Raw genomic sequence first — 16,288 nt, 5'->3', positions numbered from 1 at the left:
TATGTTCTCGTCTGCCGCACCGTTACACCCCGCCCCCCGGTGACGGCAAACGATAAACCCGCCCCACCTGCCGTCACGGTAGGCGATAATGATCCGCCAGCCGGTCGAGCGCCAGCGTTAGCACCAGCCGCCCCGCCCGCGCCGGCCATCCCAGCCCCCTCTCCGCCACCGGCAGCGCCTCGCCGGCGCAGATCACCCGCCACGCGATATCGGCCAGCCCGGCGCCCGCTGCCGCCATGGCGGCGTCGAACCGCGCCTTGGCTGCGATCTGCGCGGTCGTCGGGCCGAGCCCCCCGCCGCCACCGCCATCGACCCGCGCCGTCCACGTCATCGTCACCCGCGGTCCCAGCGCCGCCGTCTCGTAATCGCCGCGCAGCCGCTCGCCCGCCTCGCACTGCCGCGCATCGACCAGCCCGCGCGCGCGCAGCCAACCGAGCGGCGATTCGCCGACGTTCACGCTTACCCGCCGCCCGGTTCCGCCCGTCCCGCCCGTCGCGATGATCGTCCGTTCCACCAACTCACGCATGCGCCTGCTCCCGACCCGGCCTCCGACTCGATCGCGGACTTGCCACAACGTCAGCTTTGTAGGACAGAGGAATAACCGCAGCGGTTAAGGACGGATCATGATTACCGCGATACGAGAGGTACGTAGGGCCCGGAACATGACGCTGGAGCAGGTCGCGCTGCGCTGCTCGCCTCCAACGACTGCGCAGACTATCGGCCGGCTCGAAACTGGCACCCGCACCGTTTCGGTCGCATGGCTCAATCGCATCGCCGCCGCGCTGGAGGTCGCGCCCGCCGATCTCGTCACCCTGCCCGATCGCGCCGCGCTACCCGTCGCCGCGACGCTCGATGCCGACGGCGCCCATGCACTCCGCCAGCCGCAGACGCTCGCCCCGCCCCAGCCCGCGACCGGCGGCGTCGCGATAGTCGTGGCCGGCAGCGTCGCTGACTATCGCAGCGGCGACCAGCTGTGGTGCGATTTGCGCGCGCGCGCCGCCTTCCCGCTGGCGCTGAACCGCGACGTCCTCGTCCCCCTGCCCGCCGGCCGCTTCCTGTTCGCCCGGCTGATCGGCATCGACGGCGACGCGCTCCTCCTCCTCCCTCTCACCCCCGGCGCCCGCCCCACGTCGGTCGGATCCCCCCCCTGGCTGGCCCAGGCCACCCGCCTCATCCGCACGCTTTAGCTGCACCGCAACATCTGCTAAGGCCACGTCATGCTCAATCTGAACGGCATCACCGTGCGCCTAGGCGGCCGCACGATCCTCGACGGCGCATCCGCAGCGTTGCCGCCCGGCAGTCGGGTCGGGCTGATCGGCCGCAACGGCGCTGGCAAGTCGACGCTCGTCCGCGTCATTGCCGGTATGCTCGAACCCGACGACGGCACCGCCGACATGCCGCGCGGCGCGCGCCTCGGCTATATCGCACAGGAAGCGCCGTCGGGCACCGCCACGCCGTTCGACACGGTCCTCGCCGCGGACACCGAGCGTGCCGCGCTGATGCTCGAATCCGAAACCAGCGAGGACCCGGACCGCCTTGGCGACGTCTACGAACGCCTGATCGCGATCGACGCCTACACCGCCCCGATGCGCGCCGCGCAGATCCTGCTCGGCCTCGGCTTCGACGAGGATATGCAGCAGCGCCCCCTCGACAGCTTCTCGGGCGGCTGGAAAATGCGCGTCGCCCTCGCAGCGCTGCTCTTCTCGCAACCCGACCTGCTGCTCCTCGACGAACCGTCGAACCACCTCGATCTCGAGGCGGTGATGTGGCTCGAGGATTTCCTCGTCGGCTACAAGGCGACGATCGTCGTCGTCAGCCACGAGCGCGACTTCCTCAACAACGTGGTGGATCACATCCTCCACCTTCAGAACGGCAAGATCACGCTCTACCCGGGCGGCTACGACAGCTTCGAGCGCCAGCGCGCCGAACGCATGGCGCAGCTCGCCGCGGCCAAGGCGAACCAGGATATCCAGCGCGCCAAGCTGCAGGATTACGTCGCCCGCAACTCCGCCCGCGCCTCCACCGCCAAACAAGCGCAGAGCCGGCAGAAGATGCTCGCGAAGATGCAGCCGATCGCCGAGCTGGCCAACGATCCTTCGCTCTCGTTCGACTTCCCGGACCCCAGCGAGCTCCGGCCGCCGCTCATCACGCTTGACATGGCGAGCGTCGGCTACAGCGAGACGCCGATCCTCAAGCGCCTCAACATGCGCCTCGACCCTGACGATCGCGTCGCGCTGCTCGGGCGCAACGGCAACGGCAAGACGACGCTCGCGCGCCTGCTCGCCGCGCAGCTCGCGCCGATGGACGGCGAGATGGCGTCTTCGGGCAAGATGAAGGTCGGCTATTTCACCCAGTATCAGGTCGAGGAACTCGACGCCGACGACACGCCGCTCGAACATATGACCAGGATCATGAAGGCCGCCAGCCCCGCTGCGGTCCGTGCCCAGCTCGGCCGCTTCGGCTTCTCGGGCGACAAGGCGATCGGCAAGGTCGGCCGCATGTCCGGTGGCGAAAAGGCCCGTCTCGCGCTCGCGCTCATCACCCGCGACGCGCCGCACATGCTGATCCTCGACGAACCGACGAACCATCTGGACGTCGACGCCCGCGAAGCGCTGGTGCAGGCGCTCAACGCCTATACCGGCGCTGTCGTCCTCGTCAGCCACGATCGCCACATGCTGGAGATGACCGCCGACCGGCTCGTGCTGGTCGACAACGGCACTGCCCGGGAATTCGACGGCACTCTCGACGATTATATCGCCTTCGTGCTCGCCGGCGATAAGCAACCCGAGCCCAAGGCCAAGAAGCCCAAGGGCAAACCGATCGACCGCGATGCCGATAAGCTGCGCCGCAAGACGATCCGCGACACCGAGGCGGAAATCGCGACGCTGACGACCGATCGCAATGCGATCGACCGGGCGATGTTCGATCCCAAGATCGCCGAACCGCGCTTCGCCAAGCTCGCGATGAGCGATTTGATGAAGCGCCGCGCCGACGTTCAGGCCCAGATCGAGACGCTCGAAGCCCGATGGCTTGACGCCACCGAGGCGCTGGAAACCGCATAACGGGGCGTGGCGCAACCCAACGGTTGCGCGCTTCTTCACCCTAATGCATAAGCAACCATGAGGTTGCAATATCAGCAACCGCCTGGTTGCGTTCACTGCAACCGAAAGGTTGCCGATGCAGAAGCCCGTCCAAGCCGCCCGTCTGTTCGCCGCGCTCGCCGATCCGACCCGTCTCGCGCTACTGGTGATCCTGCGCAGCGGTGCGCCCAGGTCAATAGCCCGTCTGTCAACCAACGCCGGCATGACCCGTCAGGCCGTCACCAAGCATCTGCGTGTCCTTGAGGACGCCGCTCTCGTGTCAGTCGCGCGCGACGGTCGCGAAACCCATTATACCTATCGGCCCGGCGCGCTCGACACCGCACGGACCGCGCTTGACGCGATCGCGGGCAATTGGGAAGCTGTCACCGCGCCGCCACCCAGCGGCCGATGACGCCACCCGCCGCCCGCCCCACGCCACAACGAAAAAAGGCGCGAAGCCGAAGCCCCGCGCACTCGCAAATCCCGGGACGGGCCGGCCTCAGCCCGCCGCGTCGTCCTCGCCCGCAGCGCCCGTTGCCGGCCGCTCGAACCACGCCTCGACCTCGCCGTTCAGCTTCAGTGTCAGCGGGCGACCATGGCGGTCGACCTTCTTGCCCAGCGCGACGCGGATCCAGCCGGCGGGGCGGTCATATTCCTCGACGTCCTTGCGCTCGGCACCCTTGAAGCGGATGCCGATGCCGCGCTCCAGCGCTGGCTGGTCGAAATAGGGGCTCGACGGATCGGTCGACAGGCGATCGGGGGGCGTATCGGTCATGCCGGTCCGCTTAAACGCATCGCTCCGGCCCCGCTACGAAAAAGCAGCGCGGACCGAAGCCCGCGCCGCCTTCCCGACGAAACCCCTGTGTCGGCTCAATAGCCGTAGCCATATCCATAGCCGTCGCCGTAGCGCGATCCGTAATCGTAATAGCGCTCACGCACGACCACGCGCGGCGGCGGGGGTGGCGGTGCGTAATAGCGGTCGCGATAGACCACCCGCGGCGGCGGGGGCGGCGCATCGTAATAATAGCCGCGGTCGTAATAACGGTCGCGGTTGCTGCTGGCGACCGCCGCACCGATACCCAGCCCGACGAGCCCGCCGAGCAAGGCGCCCGCCGCGACATCGCCACCGCCACGATGGTGGCGATAGCCGCCCCAACGCTGCGCATCCGCCGGGGCCGCCGCGGTCAGCGCGGTGGCGGCGAACGCGATACCCAGACCAGCCTTCTTCATAAACGCATTCATGACGCGAACTCCTCATCACAACGCTGGAAAGGAAAACGCACAACGATCCAGGCGTGTTGCATGCCGATTAGGCGAGTCGCCCTGAACCCATCCGGAATGCGGCGTTCATGCGCGGTTTAACCGCCCGTCGCCCTCGCCTGACGCTGCAAACGCAAAAGGGGCGCCCGATCGCTCGGACGCCCCTTCGAACCCTCACCGGTGGCTTATGCTGCCATCTTCGCCCGGCTCGCCTTCTTGCGCTCGTGCGGATCGAGGTGGCGCTTACGCAGGCGGATCGACTTCGGCGTCACTTCGACCATCTCGTCGTCGTCGATATAGGCGATCGCCTGCTCCAGCGTCGCGCGCTTCGGCGGGGTCAGGCGCACCTGGTCGTCCTTGCCGCCGCTGGCGCGGAAGTTGGTCAGCGCCTTGGTCTTCATCGGATTGACCTCGAGGTCGTCGGGCTTGGCGTTCTCGCCGACGATCATGCCCTCGTACAGCGCCTCGCCATGGCCGACGAACAGGATGCCGCGCTCCTCGAGCGGACCCAGCGCATAGCTATTGGCCTCACCCGCACCGTTCGAGATCAGCACGCCGTTCTTGCGGCCTTCGATCTTGCCCTTGTGGGGGCCGTACTTTTCGAACAGCCGGTTCATGATGCCGGTGCCGCGCGTGTCCGACAGGAACTCGCCATGGTAACCGATCATGCCGCGCGACGGGGCGGAGAAGGTGATGCGCGTCTTGCCGCCGGTCGACGGACGCATGTCGGTCAGCTCCGCCTTGCGCAGGTTCATCTTCTCGACGACCGTGCCCGAATGCTCGTCGTCGACGTCGATGATGACGGTTTCGTACGGCTCGGTCTTGTTGCCGTTCTCATCCTCGCCGAACAGCACGCGCGGGCGGCTGATTCCGAGTTCGAAGCCCTCGCGGCGCATCGTCTCGATCAGCACGCCCAGCTGCAGTTCGCCGCGGCCGGCGACCTCGAAGCTGTCGCGATCCGACGCTTCGGTCACCTTCACGGCGACGTTCGATTCGGCTTCGCGGAACAAGCGGTCGCGGATCATGCGGCTCGTCACCTTACTGCCCTCGCGACCCGCCATCGGCGAATCGTTCACCGCGAAACGCATCGACAGCGTCGGCGGATCGATCGGCTGCGCGTGCAGCGGCTCGCTGACGGTCGTGTCGGCGATCGTGTTGGCGACGGTCGCGATGGTCAGGCCGGCGAGGCTGATGATGTCGCCCGCCTTGGCTTCGTCGACCGGGACGCGGTCGAGGCCGCGGAACGACATGATCTTCGACGCGCGACCCGTTTCGACGATATTGCCGTCGTTATCGAGCGCGTGGATCGGCTGGTTGGTCCGGACCGTCCCCGAATTGACGCGGCCGGTGAGGATGCGCCCCAGGAAGTTGTCGCGGTCGAGCAGCGTGACGAGGAAGGTGAACGGCACGTCCTCCACTTCCACCTTCGGCGCCGGCACGTGGCTGACGATCGTTTCGAACATCGGGATCAGCGTGCCTTCGCGCGCGTCCATGTCGGTCGAGGCATAGCCGTTGCGGCCCGAGGCGTAGAGCACCGGGAAATCGAGCTGTTCGTCGTTGGCGTCGAGCGACACGAACAGGTCAAACACCTCGTCCAGCACTTCCTGGATGCGCGCGTCGGGGCGGTCGACCTTGTTGACGACGACGATCGGCTTCAGGCCGAGCGCCAGCGCCTTGCCGGTGACGAACTTGGTCTGCGGCATCGCGCCTTCCGACGAATCGACCAGCAGGACGACGCCGTCGACCATCGACAGGATACGCTCGACCTCACCGCCGAAGTCGGCGTGGCCGGGCGTGTCGACGATGTTGATGCGGATGCTCTCGCCGCCACCCGGGGGCGCCCAGTCGACCGAGGTCGGCTTCGCCAGAATGGTGATTCCACGCTCTTTTTCGAGATCGTTCGAATCCATCGCGCGCTCTTCGACGCGCTGGTTGTCGCGGAAGGTGCCGGACTGGCGGAACAACTGGTCGACGAGCGTGGTCTTGCCGTGGTCGACGTGCGCGATGATCGCCACGTTGCGGAGGCTCATGGGAATTCCTGATGTGATAGGGTATTGGGCGCGCCCATAGCCGAAATGTTGCGTCGCGGGAAGGGGGGCGGCGGAGAGGGACGTTCGAGGGACGGCCTGCATGGCCGGCCGGTTGACCAGCAGGTTCAGATGAGCGGCCCATCTTCCCGCAAATGATGCTGCAACGGGAAAGGGGCCGTACCGTGACCCAAGCGCTACGATCTGATAGGGAGGTGCCGTCACTGCCGGGGGGATCATGAGGCACTTGGCGCAAATGCTTTCAGGCGTGTTGCTTCTTACAGCATGCGACGACCATTCGGAATTTACGGGTAGGGTAGGGTCGATGATGATCTTATCTCGCGCACTTGGGCTTTGCGTCAGTTAAATGGTGCCCCTATCCCGATGGGAACGGACGAAGCTGTAACTCTGCACTTCATGGCTGACCGTCGCGTAGAAGGGTCGTCAACCTGTAACAAGGTGTTCAGCCCAGAGCGCTGGTGGAACGTGTTCGGCTACGGATTTCATTGGGATTGGCCCGGAGCGGAGTACCGGTGGACAGCTGATTCGTCAGGGAGGGCAGGGAGTTTTAAGCCTGCCCCCTTAGCTATGACTGCGGCAGGCTGCGGCGACGGGCCAGTTGCTCGAAGCGGCAAAGCCTTTTGGAAGGCGATGCAGCATGCGCGCCGGTGGTCACTGCACGATCGATATCTGGTCATAGACCTTGCAGCGGACAAAAACGCTGTCCTGATCCCACAGTAATTGCAGACCTTACGATGAACTGACGCTGAAATACCCGCAGCGAGCAGAACCTTCCCGATTGGGAACCTGTGACAGGAATCCCGCCGCGCCGATCACGCTGACGGTCGCCCGTGGGTCCCGCTTTCCCGAAACCTGTTCCCGATTGCCTTTTCCCGAAACGGCCTATGCGACACGGGGAAAAGGGAATGGCAGGACGGTCTGGTTGGCGGCAGGCGACGATGGCCGGATCGCCGCACCCGCCGCTGTCCTGCACGCCCCCGATCCGCTATACCGCCGCCATGGCCATGCCCACCCTCGCCCTGCCCTCTGCCGGCAGGCGCCGCACGGGCGGCATGTCCGGAGGGAACGGACCCTCCCCTTCGTCCGCGGCCCGGATCACCGCTCGCACACCGCGCCGGCGTATTATTCAAATGACACACTTGAACCCCGCCTCCGCAACCGGCACATTGCGAGGAACGACCGGGCCGATGGCCGCTGGAGGACAATGATGGCGACGACCGCCGATACGCTGACTGCGCAGACGACGGGGCAACCGGGGCTGGTGCTGACCCCGCCCGATCCCGTGCCGACCGTTCAGGCCGAGCGCGCCGCCGGCCTCGTGCCGATCGACGAGGCCAAGAAGACGCAGCTCGAGACGCGCGTCGACACCTTCGTGCGCGATCTCGTCGCCGAGGACGTCAACAGCCCCGAATTCGGCCGCCGCGTCGATGCGATCACCGCGATGGGGGCGAAGGAGATCCGCGAGGCGGCGGGCCAGTCGAACCGTTTCCTCGACCGCCCGATCCGCGCGATGGACAAGGACAGCGGCGTCGGCGCCGATCTGGCGCAATTGCGGCGGGTGATCGAGGACCTCGATCCGGGCCGGAAGGGCGCGCTGTCGGGACCGAAGAAGATCTTCGGGATCATCCCGTTCGGTTCGAAGATGCGCGACTATTTCGAAAGCTATCAGTCGTCGCAGACCCACATCAGCGCGATCCTGAAGAATCTCGCGTCCGGCAAGGATGAGTTGCTGATGGACAATGCCGCGATCGATACCGAACGCGCCAATTTGTGGTCGGCGATGGGCCGGCTCGAACAGATGATCCACCTCAGCAAGGCGATGGACGCGCGGCTGGAGGACACGGCCAACGAACTCGACCACACCGATCCCGCCAAGGCCAAGGCGATCCGCGAGACGGCGCTGTTCTACACGCGCCAGCGCACGCAGGACCTGCTCACCCAGATGGCGGTGACGGTGCAGGGCTATCTGGCGCTCGACCTCGTCAAGAAGAACAACGTCGAGCTGGTGAAGGGCGTCGACCGCGCCTCCACCACCACCGTCTCGGCACTGCGCACCGCGGTGACGGTGGCGCAGGCGCTGACCAACCAGAAGCTGGTGCTCGAATCGATCACCCAGCTCAACACCACGACCGCGAACATCATCGATTCGACCGGCAAGCTGCTGCGCTCGAACACCGCGGCGATCCACGAACAGGCCGCCGCCTCGACGATTCCGCTGGAGACGCTGCAGCGCGCCTTCCAGAATATCTACGATACGATGGATGCGATCGACACGTTCAAGCTGAAGGCGCTCGATTCGATGAAAACGACGGTCACCGCGCTCGGCAGCGAGGTGGAAAAGTCGAAGGGCTATATCGCGCGGGCCGAGGGTGCCAGCCAGGGCACGCTGAAGGGGCCGGGCGGCGACCCGTATCGCCTGGAGTCGGTGTGACCGCATGACGGAGGTCGACCAGCAGATCGAGCGCGCCCGCGCCGCGATGGCGCGGATCAGCGAGGATTATCGCGGCCAGGTGAGCACGCAGTATCGAGCGCACGGCAAGCGGCTGAAGCGCAAGGCGACCAGCGTCGGCACCCGGCTGGCGATGATCTGCGCGATCAATGCGATGATCCTGATCGCCGCCGCCGTGCTCGGCATGGTCGTTCCGCTGGGGCTGTTCGGCGGGCTTGCGGTGCTGCTGCTGATGGCGGCGGTGACGATCGGAATCGCCATCGCCCCCGCCGCCCGCGCGCCGAGCGAAAAGGTGCTGCGCGAGGTCGATATCAAGGCGTTGCCCGCCAAGACCGAACGCTGGCTCGAGGCGCAGCGCCCCGCTCTGCCCGCCCCCGCCCGCGGGCTGGTCGACCAGATCGGCGTGCGGCTGGAAACGCTCTCGCCGCAGCTCGGCCGTCTGGAGGGACGCGAGGAGGAGGCGTTCGAGGTCCGTCGTCTGATCGGCGAACAGCTGCCCGCCTTCGTCAAGGATTACGCGCGCGTTCCAGAGCCGCTGCGACGGGTCGAGCGCAACGGGCGGACGCCCGACGCCGAACTGGTCGCCGGCCTCAGGCTGATCGAGCAGGAGATCGCCGACATGACCGCGCGGCTGGCGCAGAACGACCTCGACAGCCTGTCGACGCGCGGCCGCTATCTCGAGATCAAGTATCGCGATGAAGCGGGCAACGCGCCGGGGCAATAAGGCGCGGATTTTAGCGTTGATCTGAAGCAACTTGCCGGCCGTGGCCTTGCCTGATCGGCTGGCCTGCGCCATTCAGCCGACCCATGGCGACGAAAGACGATGGGCAACAGCGGGATGTCGATCCTGGCGGCCAGGCCGAAGGCGTGCCGGCACGCGGGACGATCGATAGCGGCCACGACGATCCGATCGGCCGCCCCGGCCTCCATCACTGGCGCGAAAGCACGATCACCCGCCCCGGCCTCGACGATCGCGGCGGCGTGTTCTTTGCCGCGATCGAGATGACGCGGATGCCGATGGTGCTGACCGACCCCAATCTCGACGACAATCCCATAGTCTTCGCCAACAAGGCGTTCCTCGACCTCACGGGGTATGAGGAGAACGAGGTGGTGGGGCGCAACTGCCGGTTCCTGCAGGGCGCACAGACCGATCGCGGCGCCGTCGCCGAATTGCGCGACGCGATCGAGGCGCATCAGTCGATCGCGCTCGAACTGCTCAACTATCGCCGCGACGGCACGCCGTTCTGGAATGCGGTCTTCATCGGCCCGGTCTACGACACCGGCGGCAAATTGCTTTACTTCTTCGCCAGCCAGCTCGACGTCACCCGCCGCCGCAACACCGAGCAGAGCTACCGCCAGGCGCAGAAGATGGAATCGATCGGCCAGCTCACCGCCGGCCTCGCGCACGACTTCAATAACCTCCTTCAGGTCGTAAACGGTAACCTCGACCTGCTCGCCGCGGTTACCGAGAGCGAGCGCGCCAAGCGCTATGTCGTCGCCGCGCAATCCGCCGCCGAGCGTGGCGCCAAGCTCACCCGCCAGCTCCTCGCCTTCGCCCGCAAGACCCGGCTGGAACCGCGGCCGGTCGATCTCAGCCACCTCGTCACCGAGTTCGGCGACGTCATCGAAAGCTCGGTCAACAAGCGCGTCGACCTGCACTTCAGCCTGCGCCGCAGCCTCGCGCACGTCGTGATCGATCCCGACCAGCTCGAGATGGCGCTGCTCAACATCGTCAACAACGCGCGCGACGCGATGCCGCAGGGCGGCGTGGTGACGATCGCGACGCTGCCGCTGCGGCTCGACGACAGCAGCCGCGATCTGGAGCCCGGCAATTATGTCACGCTGGAGGTCCGCGACGAGGGCACCGGCATGCCGCCCGAGGTGCTGGAACGCGCGGTGGAGCCGTTCTTCACGACCAAGGGCGTTGGCCAGGGGACCGGGCTCGGCCTCGCCATGGCGAGCGGCTTCGTCCGCCAGTCGGGCGGGCGGCTGGAGATCGACAGCGATCCCGGCCAAGGCACGACCGTGCGCATGATCTTTCCGATCGCCCGAGACAGTCAGGCGGGGGCGGGGGACGAACAGGTCGAATCGACCGCGGTCGCGCCGACCCCGCCCAGCGGCTATGCCGATCACGTCCTGGTCGTCGACGACAATGAAGAGGTGCTGTCGCTCGCCAGCGAGATCCTGACGAGCGCCGGCTATCGCGTCACCACGGCGATCAGCGGCGAAGACGGATTGAAGGCGTTCGAACGGGTCCATGCCGACAACCATGTCGACCTGTTGTTCACGGATCTCGTCATGCCCGGCGGCATGAACGGGCTGATGCTTGCCGATGCGGTGATCGAGCGTGATCCGACCGTTTCGGTGTTGCTGACCACCGGCTATAACGAGGAACTGGTCGTCAACGGACCGCGCAAACGCGCCACCGACGTGCTCAGCAAGCCCTATCGCCGGTCCGAACTGCTCGACCGCGTGCGCCAGGCGCTCAACCGGCGCGGCAGCGGCGGACCGCGTCGCCAGCGCTCGGACTTCGGCGCGGCGGAAGCATGACGGAAAATGGTGGGCGCTGACGGGTTCGAACCGCCGACCTACTCGGTGTAAACGAGCCGCTCTACCAGCTGAGCTAAGCGCCCCAACACGGGGTAACGCCGCTCCTGCCAAAGCATGGTGCGATCCGCAAGGGGCAACCCGGCTACATCTTGCGGACCGCGACCATATAGCCGCGCATCGCCTCGCTGGCGCGAGGCGACAAGGCCATGAAGGCGCGGCGGCGATCGACGGGGTCGGGATGGCGAATGAACAGCGCCATCTCCGTCATCTTGGTGATCCAGCGCAGCGCGGTGGTCGGGGCGACGCCGGCGGCGATGCACAGGCTCGATACGCTGACCCGCGTTCCCTCCAGCTCGGCGGCATAAAGGTCGAGCAGCATGTCCCAGGCCGGGTCCTCGAACAGCGCTCCTCCCCCGAACTGCCCGAAGAACAGGCCCCGTTTCTGGCGCAGCGCGATCAGGCGGCGCACCTCCTGCGCGCGCACCTGCGACGTCGGGGCGGGCGACGCCGGTTCTGCTCCATAGCCGGGCCGGCGATCGGCGACGTCGCCGGCGGCGAGGTGGACGTCGCGGCTGAGGTCGCTGACCAGCCGCGCGATCTCCGCGACCCGGACGTTCAACCGATTCAACGGTTCACCGGGAAGCCCGGACCGTTCGTGACCGAACGGATCGCGGTCATGTTCCTGCACGCGATCGGGCAAGGGGTCGTGCAGCACGGGGATCGGCGGTGCTGCCGCGGCGATCAGCATCGCAATCCTTTCCGGCATCGTCGGAGCGCAAAGCCAGCGGATGTTTGGTCCGGGCAGATGGCTGGTGACGAGATCGATCTGGTCCGCCGTGATCGCGACGACGACGGGCATCGCGGCGGCATCGGCGTAATGGCCAAGGATCGGCAACACGGCGTCGAGCCGGTCGTCATCGATCCCGATCGCCTCGACCACGAGCACCGGCGAGCCGGCGAGGCGTGGCAGCGTCGCCTCCACCGCCGACCATGGCACCCGCCGCATCAATCGCCCGCCGGCCTGCTCGATCGCCGCCTCGGACACGCCGGCCGTATCGGCGATCAGCAGCATGGCGCTGCCCGCGACCGTATAGGAACAGGCCGCGCCTGCCCTCTTCCTGTCACCGTCAACCATCGCGATCCGCATCGCAGCAGGATAGGCAAGCTGGCCGCCGGATCGCGCCCATTCACCTCCATTTCAGCGGCGACGGGGCGCACCGAAGCATGCTGGTCGACATGACATCTCCGAAATGGATGAAACGCAATATCAGTCGAGCGACTTGACGATCTCCTCGACCATCTTCTTGGCATCGGCGAGCAGCATCATCGTATTGTCCATGTAGAACACGTCGTTGTCGACACCGGCATAACCGACGCCGCCCATCGAGCGTTTGATGAACAACACGGTCTTCGCCTTCTCGACGTCGAGCACCGGCATGCCGTAGATCGGCGAGGTCTTGTCGGTCTTGGCGGCGGGATTGGTGACGTCGTTGGCGCCGATGACGAAGGCGACGTCGGTCTGGGCGAACTCCGAGTTGATGTCCTCCAGCTCGAACACCTCGTCATACGGCACGTTCGCCTCGGCGAGCAGCACGTTCATATGGCCCGGCATGCGGCCTGCGACCGGGTGGATCGCATATTTGACGCGAACGCCGTGTTCCTTGAGCTTGTCGCCCATCTCGCGCAACGCGTGCTGCGCCTGCGCCACCGCCATGCCATAGCCCGGCACGATGATGACCTGTTCGGCCTGGCTCATCAGGAAGGCGGCGTCCTCGGCCGATCCGCGCTTCCACGGCCGGTCGATCTTGGCGCCGTCGCCGCCACCACCGCCGCTTTCTGCACCGAAGCCGCCGGCGATGACGCTGATGAAGCTGCGGTTCATCGCGCGGCACATGATGTAGCTGAGGATCGCGCCCGACGATCCGACCAGCGCACCGGTGATGATCATCGCGCTGTTGTGCAGCGTGAAGCCCATCGCGGCGGCGGCCCAGCCAGAGTAGCTGTTGAGCATTGACACGACGACCGGCATGTCGGCGCCGCCGATCGGGATGATGAGCAGGAAGCCGATCGCGAAGCTGAGGATCGTGACCGTCCAGAAGATCCAGGGGCTCTGGTCCTGCGTGAAATAGGCGATCAGGATCAGGATCGCAGCCAGCACGCCCAGGTTGAGGACGTGGCGGCCGGGCAGCATGATCGGCTTGCCGCCCATGTTGCCGTTCAGCTTGAGGAAGGCGATGACCGAGCCCGAGAAGGTAATCGCGCCGATCGCGACGCCCAGCCCCATCTCGATCCGGCTGACCGGGCGGATGACCGCAAAGGGTTCGCCGATCATCGGGATCACCATGTCGGCGATGCCGAAGGCGACCGGGTTGAGATAGGCGGCGCAGGCGACCAGCACAGCGGCGAGGCCGACGAGGCTGTGGAAGGCCGCGACCAGCTGCGGCATGTCGGTCATCGCGATCCGGCGCGCGGTGACGATGCCGATGATTGCGCCGATGCCGATCGCGGCGATCAGTTCGATGACGGTCAGATAGTCGACCCGCGCCAGCAGCGCGGTATAATCCGCACCCTGCACCACCAGCCGGTCGACGGGCACGTGCGTCACCAGCGTCGTCATCACCGCGATCGTCATGCCGATCATGCCGAAGCGGTTGCCGCGCTGGCTGGAGGTCGGCGACGACAGGCCGCGCAACGCGAGGATGAAGCACACCCCGGCCACCAGATAGGCCAGCGCCGCGAACGAGCTGCCTGTGCTTACGTGTTCCATCCTACCCCCAGATCATCGAACGACGACGGTCATCCCCGGCACGTCAGTGCTTCGCGGGCGCCGGCCGGTCCTTCTTCTTGTACATCGCCAGCATGCGGCTGGTGACGGCGAAACCGCCGAAGATGTTGATGCTCGCAAGCACCACGCCGAGCAGCCCCAGCCATTTCGACGAGGCGCTGCCTGCCGCCGCCCCCGCGATCAGCGCACCGACGATGATGACCGACGAGATCGCGTTGGTCACCGCCATCAGCGGCGTGTGCAGCGCCGGCGTGACCGACCAGACGACGTAATAGCCGACGAAACACGCCATCACGAAGATCGACAGGATTGATACGAAGTCCATGGGCTACTCCTGATCCTCCCCGGCACGGGGAGGGAGACCATCCGCAGGATGGTGGAGGGGGGTGGCCACCAGCGACGCGATCGCGGTGGCCACGGAATCGGCATTGCGCACCATATCGGCTGCCGTAATCGGCACCACGCGATCGCCATCGTTTTCTGGAAAACGGTTCCGCGATCGATCGTGCCGTTGCGCTGCCGGCTGGGCATGGATCTCGCCGTCCACTGCGATGACGCGCCGCGCGACCGGGCAGTAGAAATCGGCCACATAGGGGCTGACAGGCTGCCCCCTGCCGAAGCGATGCCCCGTCGCGCCGCCACGCAACCGTTGCCACGACAGCACTTCGGGATAACTCATCGACCGCCGCGAGGCGCGGGCCAGTATAATCTCGAGCGGCGGTATCCGGTGCACGCCCCTTCCACCGCCTTCGGCGGTCCCCCTCCCCGTGCCGGGGAGGATCATGTCAGGAGCCGGGCGTTGACGACCTGTCCGTCGCGGGTCAGGCGCACCGCGTCGCCGATCTCTTCGTCGAGCACCGGCTTGCCCGCATCCTTGTCCCAGAAGGTCGACAGGAAATTGTACAAGTTGCGGCTGAACAGTGCCGAGGCGTCGGCGGGCAGGCGCGAGGCGACGTTGCGGTGGCCGACGATCCTGACGCCGTGGCGCGTCACGATCTCGCCCGCGACCGCGCCCTCGACATTGCCGCCCTGCTCCACCGCCAAATCGACGATGACGCTGCCCGGCTTCATGCTGGCGACCTGCGCGTCGCTGATGAGCCGCGGCGCCGGCCGGCCGGGGATCAGCGCGGTGGTGATGACGATGTCCTGCTTGGCGATATGCGCCGACACCAGCTCGGCCTGCGCCGCCTTGTATTCGTCGCTCATCTCGCCGGCATAGCCGCCGCTGCCTTCGCCCTCGATGCCCTTGACGTTCTCGACGAAGATCGGCTTGGCGCCGAGCGACTGGATCTGCTCGCGCGTCGCCGAGCGGACGTCGGTGGCAGACACCTGCGCGCCCAGCCGGCGTGCGGTCGCGATCGCCTGCAGCCCGGCGACGCCGACGCCCATCACGAACGCCTTGGCGGCGCTCACCGTCCCCGCGGCGGTCATCATCATCGGAAAGGCGCGGCCATATTCCGACGCGGCGTCGAGCACCGCCTTGTATCCCGCCAGGTTGGACTGCGACGACAATATGTCCATCGACTGAGCGCGGGTGATGCGCGGCATGAACTCCATCGCCAGCGCCTCATAGCCCGCTGCGGCATAGGCATCGACGCGGGCGCGATCACCGAAGGGATTGAGGCCCGCGACAATCCAGGCGCCCGCGGCGGCTCCGGCCAGTGCGGCGGGGTCGGGGCCCTGCACGCCCAGCACGATATCGGCGCCCGCCAGCGTCGCGGCCCGGTCGCCGACGCTGGCGCCGGCATCGCGATAGGCCTGATCGGCATAGGTGGCGGCATCGCCCGCCCCCGCCTCGACCGCGACCTCGGCGCCCAGGGCGATGAATTTCTTGGCGGTTTCCGGCGTCGCGGCAACGCGCCTTTCGCCGTCGGCATGCTCCTTGAGGACGGCGATCTTCATGCTGGCGGCGCTTACGAGATCAGCCAGATCACGAGCGCGGCGATCCCCGCACAAGCGACCGTACCCCACTTCATCATGCCCGTCACGCTCGAATAGGTCGCCTCATGCGCCTTCAGGTCACCATTGCCGGCCATCTTCCAACCCCTGTCTGCCCGTGGCGCCGTGCGCCTTTAGCGGGTTACCTGCCCGCAAAGATCCGTTGCCGTCAAGGCAA

Annotated in this window: 17 protein-coding genes and 1 tRNA gene; 7 read left to right on the top strand and 11 right to left on the bottom strand. The window is 66.7% G+C overall.

All coding sequences use genetic code 11. The features are described 5' to 3' along the window. Positions 1–73: 73 nt before the first annotated feature. Positions 74–526, bottom strand: a complete 453-nt coding sequence (locus tag AC1RTO_RS15560) for a DUF6456 domain-containing protein (protein WP_493161712.1) — start codon at positions 524–526, stop codon at positions 74–76. Positions 527–623: 97 nt separating this feature from the next. Between AC1RTO_RS15560 and AC1RTO_RS15555 the strand changes: the two genes are divergently transcribed. From AC1RTO_RS15555 to AC1RTO_RS15545, 3 genes are all read left to right on the top strand, one after another. Further along, complete coding sequence (locus tag AC1RTO_RS15555; protein ID WP_493161711.1) at positions 624–1,187, top strand: helix-turn-helix domain-containing protein; 564 nt, start codon at positions 624–626, stop codon at positions 1,185–1,187. A gap of 30 nt (positions 1,188–1,217) precedes the next feature. Then, positions 1,218–3,062, top strand: a complete 1,845-nt coding sequence (locus AC1RTO_RS15550; RefSeq protein ID WP_493161710.1) for an ABC-F family ATP-binding cassette domain-containing protein — start codon at positions 1,218–1,220, stop codon at positions 3,060–3,062. Positions 3,063–3,177: 115 nt separating this feature from the next. Further along, positions 3,178–3,492 (top strand): ArsR/SmtB family transcription factor, encoded by a 315-nt coding sequence (locus tag AC1RTO_RS15545; protein WP_493161709.1) that lies wholly within the window; start codon positions 3,178–3,180, stop codon positions 3,490–3,492. An 87-nt stretch (positions 3,493–3,579) separates the two neighbouring features. Here AC1RTO_RS15545 and AC1RTO_RS15540 read toward each other — a convergent pair whose 3' ends face one another. The 3 genes from AC1RTO_RS15540 to typA form a co-directional block, all read right to left on the bottom strand. Then, positions 3,580–3,855 (bottom strand): DUF3297 family protein, encoded by a 276-nt coding sequence (locus tag AC1RTO_RS15540; protein ID WP_493161708.1) that lies wholly within the window; start codon positions 3,853–3,855, stop codon positions 3,580–3,582. 95 nt (positions 3,856–3,950) lie between these two features. Beyond that, positions 3,951–4,322, bottom strand: coding sequence for a hypothetical protein (locus tag AC1RTO_RS15535; RefSeq protein ID WP_493161707.1), 372 nt, complete (start codon positions 4,320–4,322; stop codon positions 3,951–3,953). 203 nt (positions 4,323–4,525) lie between these two features. Continuing rightward, positions 4,526–6,370: a translational GTPase TypA gene (gene typA / locus AC1RTO_RS15530; protein ID WP_293874125.1), complete on the bottom strand. Its 1,845-nt coding sequence runs from the start codon at positions 6,368–6,370 to the stop codon at positions 4,526–4,528. Positions 6,371–6,703: 333 nt separating this feature from the next. On the opposite strand from typA, the gene AC1RTO_RS15525 reads away from it, so the two are divergent. The 4 genes from AC1RTO_RS15525 to AC1RTO_RS15510 all read left to right on the top strand — a co-directional run bounded on the left by AC1RTO_RS15525 (position 6,704) and on the right by AC1RTO_RS15510 (position 11,387). Further along, a complete protein-coding gene (locus tag AC1RTO_RS15525; protein WP_493161870.1) occupies positions 6,704–7,108 on the top strand; it encodes an META domain-containing protein in 405 nt (134 codons plus the stop codon). 487 nt (positions 7,109–7,595) lie between these two features. After that, positions 7,596–8,819, top strand: coding sequence for a toxic anion resistance protein (locus tag AC1RTO_RS15520; RefSeq protein WP_493161706.1), 1,224 nt, complete (start codon positions 7,596–7,598; stop codon positions 8,817–8,819). A 4-nt stretch (positions 8,820–8,823) separates the two neighbouring features. Continuing rightward, complete coding sequence (locus AC1RTO_RS15515) at positions 8,824–9,561, top strand: hypothetical protein (RefSeq protein ID WP_493161705.1); 738 nt, start codon at positions 8,824–8,826, stop codon at positions 9,559–9,561. Between the two features lie 83 nt (positions 9,562–9,644). Further along, on the top strand, positions 9,645–11,387 hold the full coding sequence (locus AC1RTO_RS15510; RefSeq protein ID WP_493161704.1) for a histidine kinase famiy protein: 1,743 nt from the start codon (positions 9,645–9,647) through the stop codon (positions 11,385–11,387). A 7-nt stretch (positions 11,388–11,394) separates the two neighbouring features. On the opposite strand, the gene AC1RTO_RS15505 is transcribed toward AC1RTO_RS15510, so the two are convergent. From AC1RTO_RS15505 to AC1RTO_RS15475, 7 genes are all read right to left on the bottom strand, one after another. Beyond that, a tRNA-Val gene (locus tag AC1RTO_RS15505) sits at positions 11,395–11,470 on the bottom strand. Positions 11,471–11,529: 59 nt separating this feature from the next. Then, complete coding sequence (locus AC1RTO_RS15500) at positions 11,530–12,534, bottom strand: MarR family winged helix-turn-helix transcriptional regulator (protein ID WP_493161703.1); 1,005 nt, start codon at positions 12,532–12,534, stop codon at positions 11,530–11,532. A gap of 120 nt (positions 12,535–12,654) precedes the next feature. Further along, positions 12,655–14,154: an NAD(P)(+) transhydrogenase (Re/Si-specific) subunit beta gene (locus AC1RTO_RS15495; protein WP_493161702.1), complete on the bottom strand. Its 1,500-nt coding sequence runs from the start codon at positions 14,152–14,154 to the stop codon at positions 12,655–12,657. Between the two features lie 43 nt (positions 14,155–14,197). Next, positions 14,198–14,497 (bottom strand): NAD(P) transhydrogenase subunit alpha part 2, encoded by a 300-nt coding sequence (locus AC1RTO_RS15490; RefSeq protein ID WP_293874106.1) that lies wholly within the window; start codon positions 14,495–14,497, stop codon positions 14,198–14,200. 3 nt (positions 14,498–14,500) lie between these two features. Continuing rightward, positions 14,501–14,956, bottom strand: coding sequence for an endonuclease domain-containing protein (locus tag AC1RTO_RS15485; RefSeq protein WP_493161701.1), 456 nt, complete (start codon positions 14,954–14,956; stop codon positions 14,501–14,503). Then, positions 14,953–16,074 carry an NAD(P) transhydrogenase subunit alpha gene (locus tag AC1RTO_RS15480; RefSeq protein ID WP_493161700.1) on the bottom strand — a complete coding sequence of 374 codons (1,122 nt, stop codon included), beginning with the start codon at positions 16,072–16,074 and terminating at the stop codon, positions 14,953–14,955. Before AC1RTO_RS15480 ends, AC1RTO_RS15485 begins: the two co-directional genes overlap by 4 nt. 11 nt (positions 16,075–16,085) lie before the next feature. Then, the gene (locus tag AC1RTO_RS15475; RefSeq protein WP_493161699.1) at positions 16,086–16,208 is read right to left on the bottom strand and encodes an aa3-type cytochrome c oxidase subunit IV; all 123 of its coding nucleotides are present in this window, start codon (positions 16,206–16,208) and stop codon (positions 16,086–16,088) included. Positions 16,209–16,288: the final 80 nt, after the last annotated feature.

The sequence above is a fragment of the Sphingomonas sp. GW821-FHT10F09 genome, assembly GCF_058809195.1.
Note: the sequence above shows the minus strand (reverse complement) of the source record. Positions and strands in the feature narration are given on the sequence as shown.

Excerpts from the sequence above, each read along its gene's own strand:
- AC1RTO_RS15475 (WP_493161699.1), bottom strand. The coding sequence starts at position 16,208 with ATGGCCGGCAATGGTGACCTGAAGGCGCATGAGGCGACCTATTCGAGC.
- AC1RTO_RS15495 (WP_493161702.1), bottom strand. The coding sequence starts at position 14,154 with ATGGAACACGTAAGCACAGGCAGCTCGTTCGCGGCGCTGGCCTATCTG.
- AC1RTO_RS15540 (WP_493161708.1), bottom strand. The coding sequence starts at position 3,855 with ATGACCGATACGCCCCCCGATCGCCTGTCGACCGATCCGTCGAGCCCC.
- AC1RTO_RS15555 (WP_493161711.1), top strand. The coding sequence starts at position 624 with ATGATTACCGCGATACGAGAGGTACGTAGGGCCCGGAACATGACGCTG.
- AC1RTO_RS15490 (WP_293874106.1), bottom strand. The coding sequence starts at position 14,497 with ATGGACTTCGTATCAATCCTGTCGATCTTCGTGATGGCGTGTTTCGTC.
- typA (WP_293874125.1), bottom strand. The coding sequence starts at position 6,370 with ATGAGCCTCCGCAACGTGGCGATCATCGCGCACGTCGACCACGGCAAG.
- AC1RTO_RS15510 (WP_493161704.1), top strand. The coding sequence starts at position 9,645 with ATGGCGACGAAAGACGATGGGCAACAGCGGGATGTCGATCCTGGCGGC.
- AC1RTO_RS15500 (WP_493161703.1), bottom strand. The coding sequence starts at position 12,534 with ATGCGGATCGCGATGGTTGACGGTGACAGGAAGAGGGCAGGCGCGGCC.
- AC1RTO_RS15560 (WP_493161712.1), bottom strand. The coding sequence starts at position 526 with ATGCGTGAGTTGGTGGAACGGACGATCATCGCGACGGGCGGGACGGGC.
- AC1RTO_RS15480 (WP_493161700.1), bottom strand. The coding sequence starts at position 16,074 with ATGAAGATCGCCGTCCTCAAGGAGCATGCCGACGGCGAAAGGCGCGTT.
- AC1RTO_RS15485 (WP_493161701.1), bottom strand. The coding sequence starts at position 14,956 with ATGATCCTCCCCGGCACGGGGAGGGGGACCGCCGAAGGCGGTGGAAGG.
- AC1RTO_RS15550 (WP_493161710.1), top strand. The coding sequence starts at position 1,218 with ATGCTCAATCTGAACGGCATCACCGTGCGCCTAGGCGGCCGCACGATC.
- AC1RTO_RS15520 (WP_493161706.1), top strand. The coding sequence starts at position 7,596 with ATGGCGACGACCGCCGATACGCTGACTGCGCAGACGACGGGGCAACCG.
- AC1RTO_RS15535 (WP_493161707.1), bottom strand. The coding sequence starts at position 4,322 with ATGAATGCGTTTATGAAGAAGGCTGGTCTGGGTATCGCGTTCGCCGCC.
- AC1RTO_RS15515 (WP_493161705.1), top strand. The coding sequence starts at position 8,824 with ATGACGGAGGTCGACCAGCAGATCGAGCGCGCCCGCGCCGCGATGGCG.
- AC1RTO_RS15545 (WP_493161709.1), top strand. The coding sequence starts at position 3,178 with ATGCAGAAGCCCGTCCAAGCCGCCCGTCTGTTCGCCGCGCTCGCCGAT.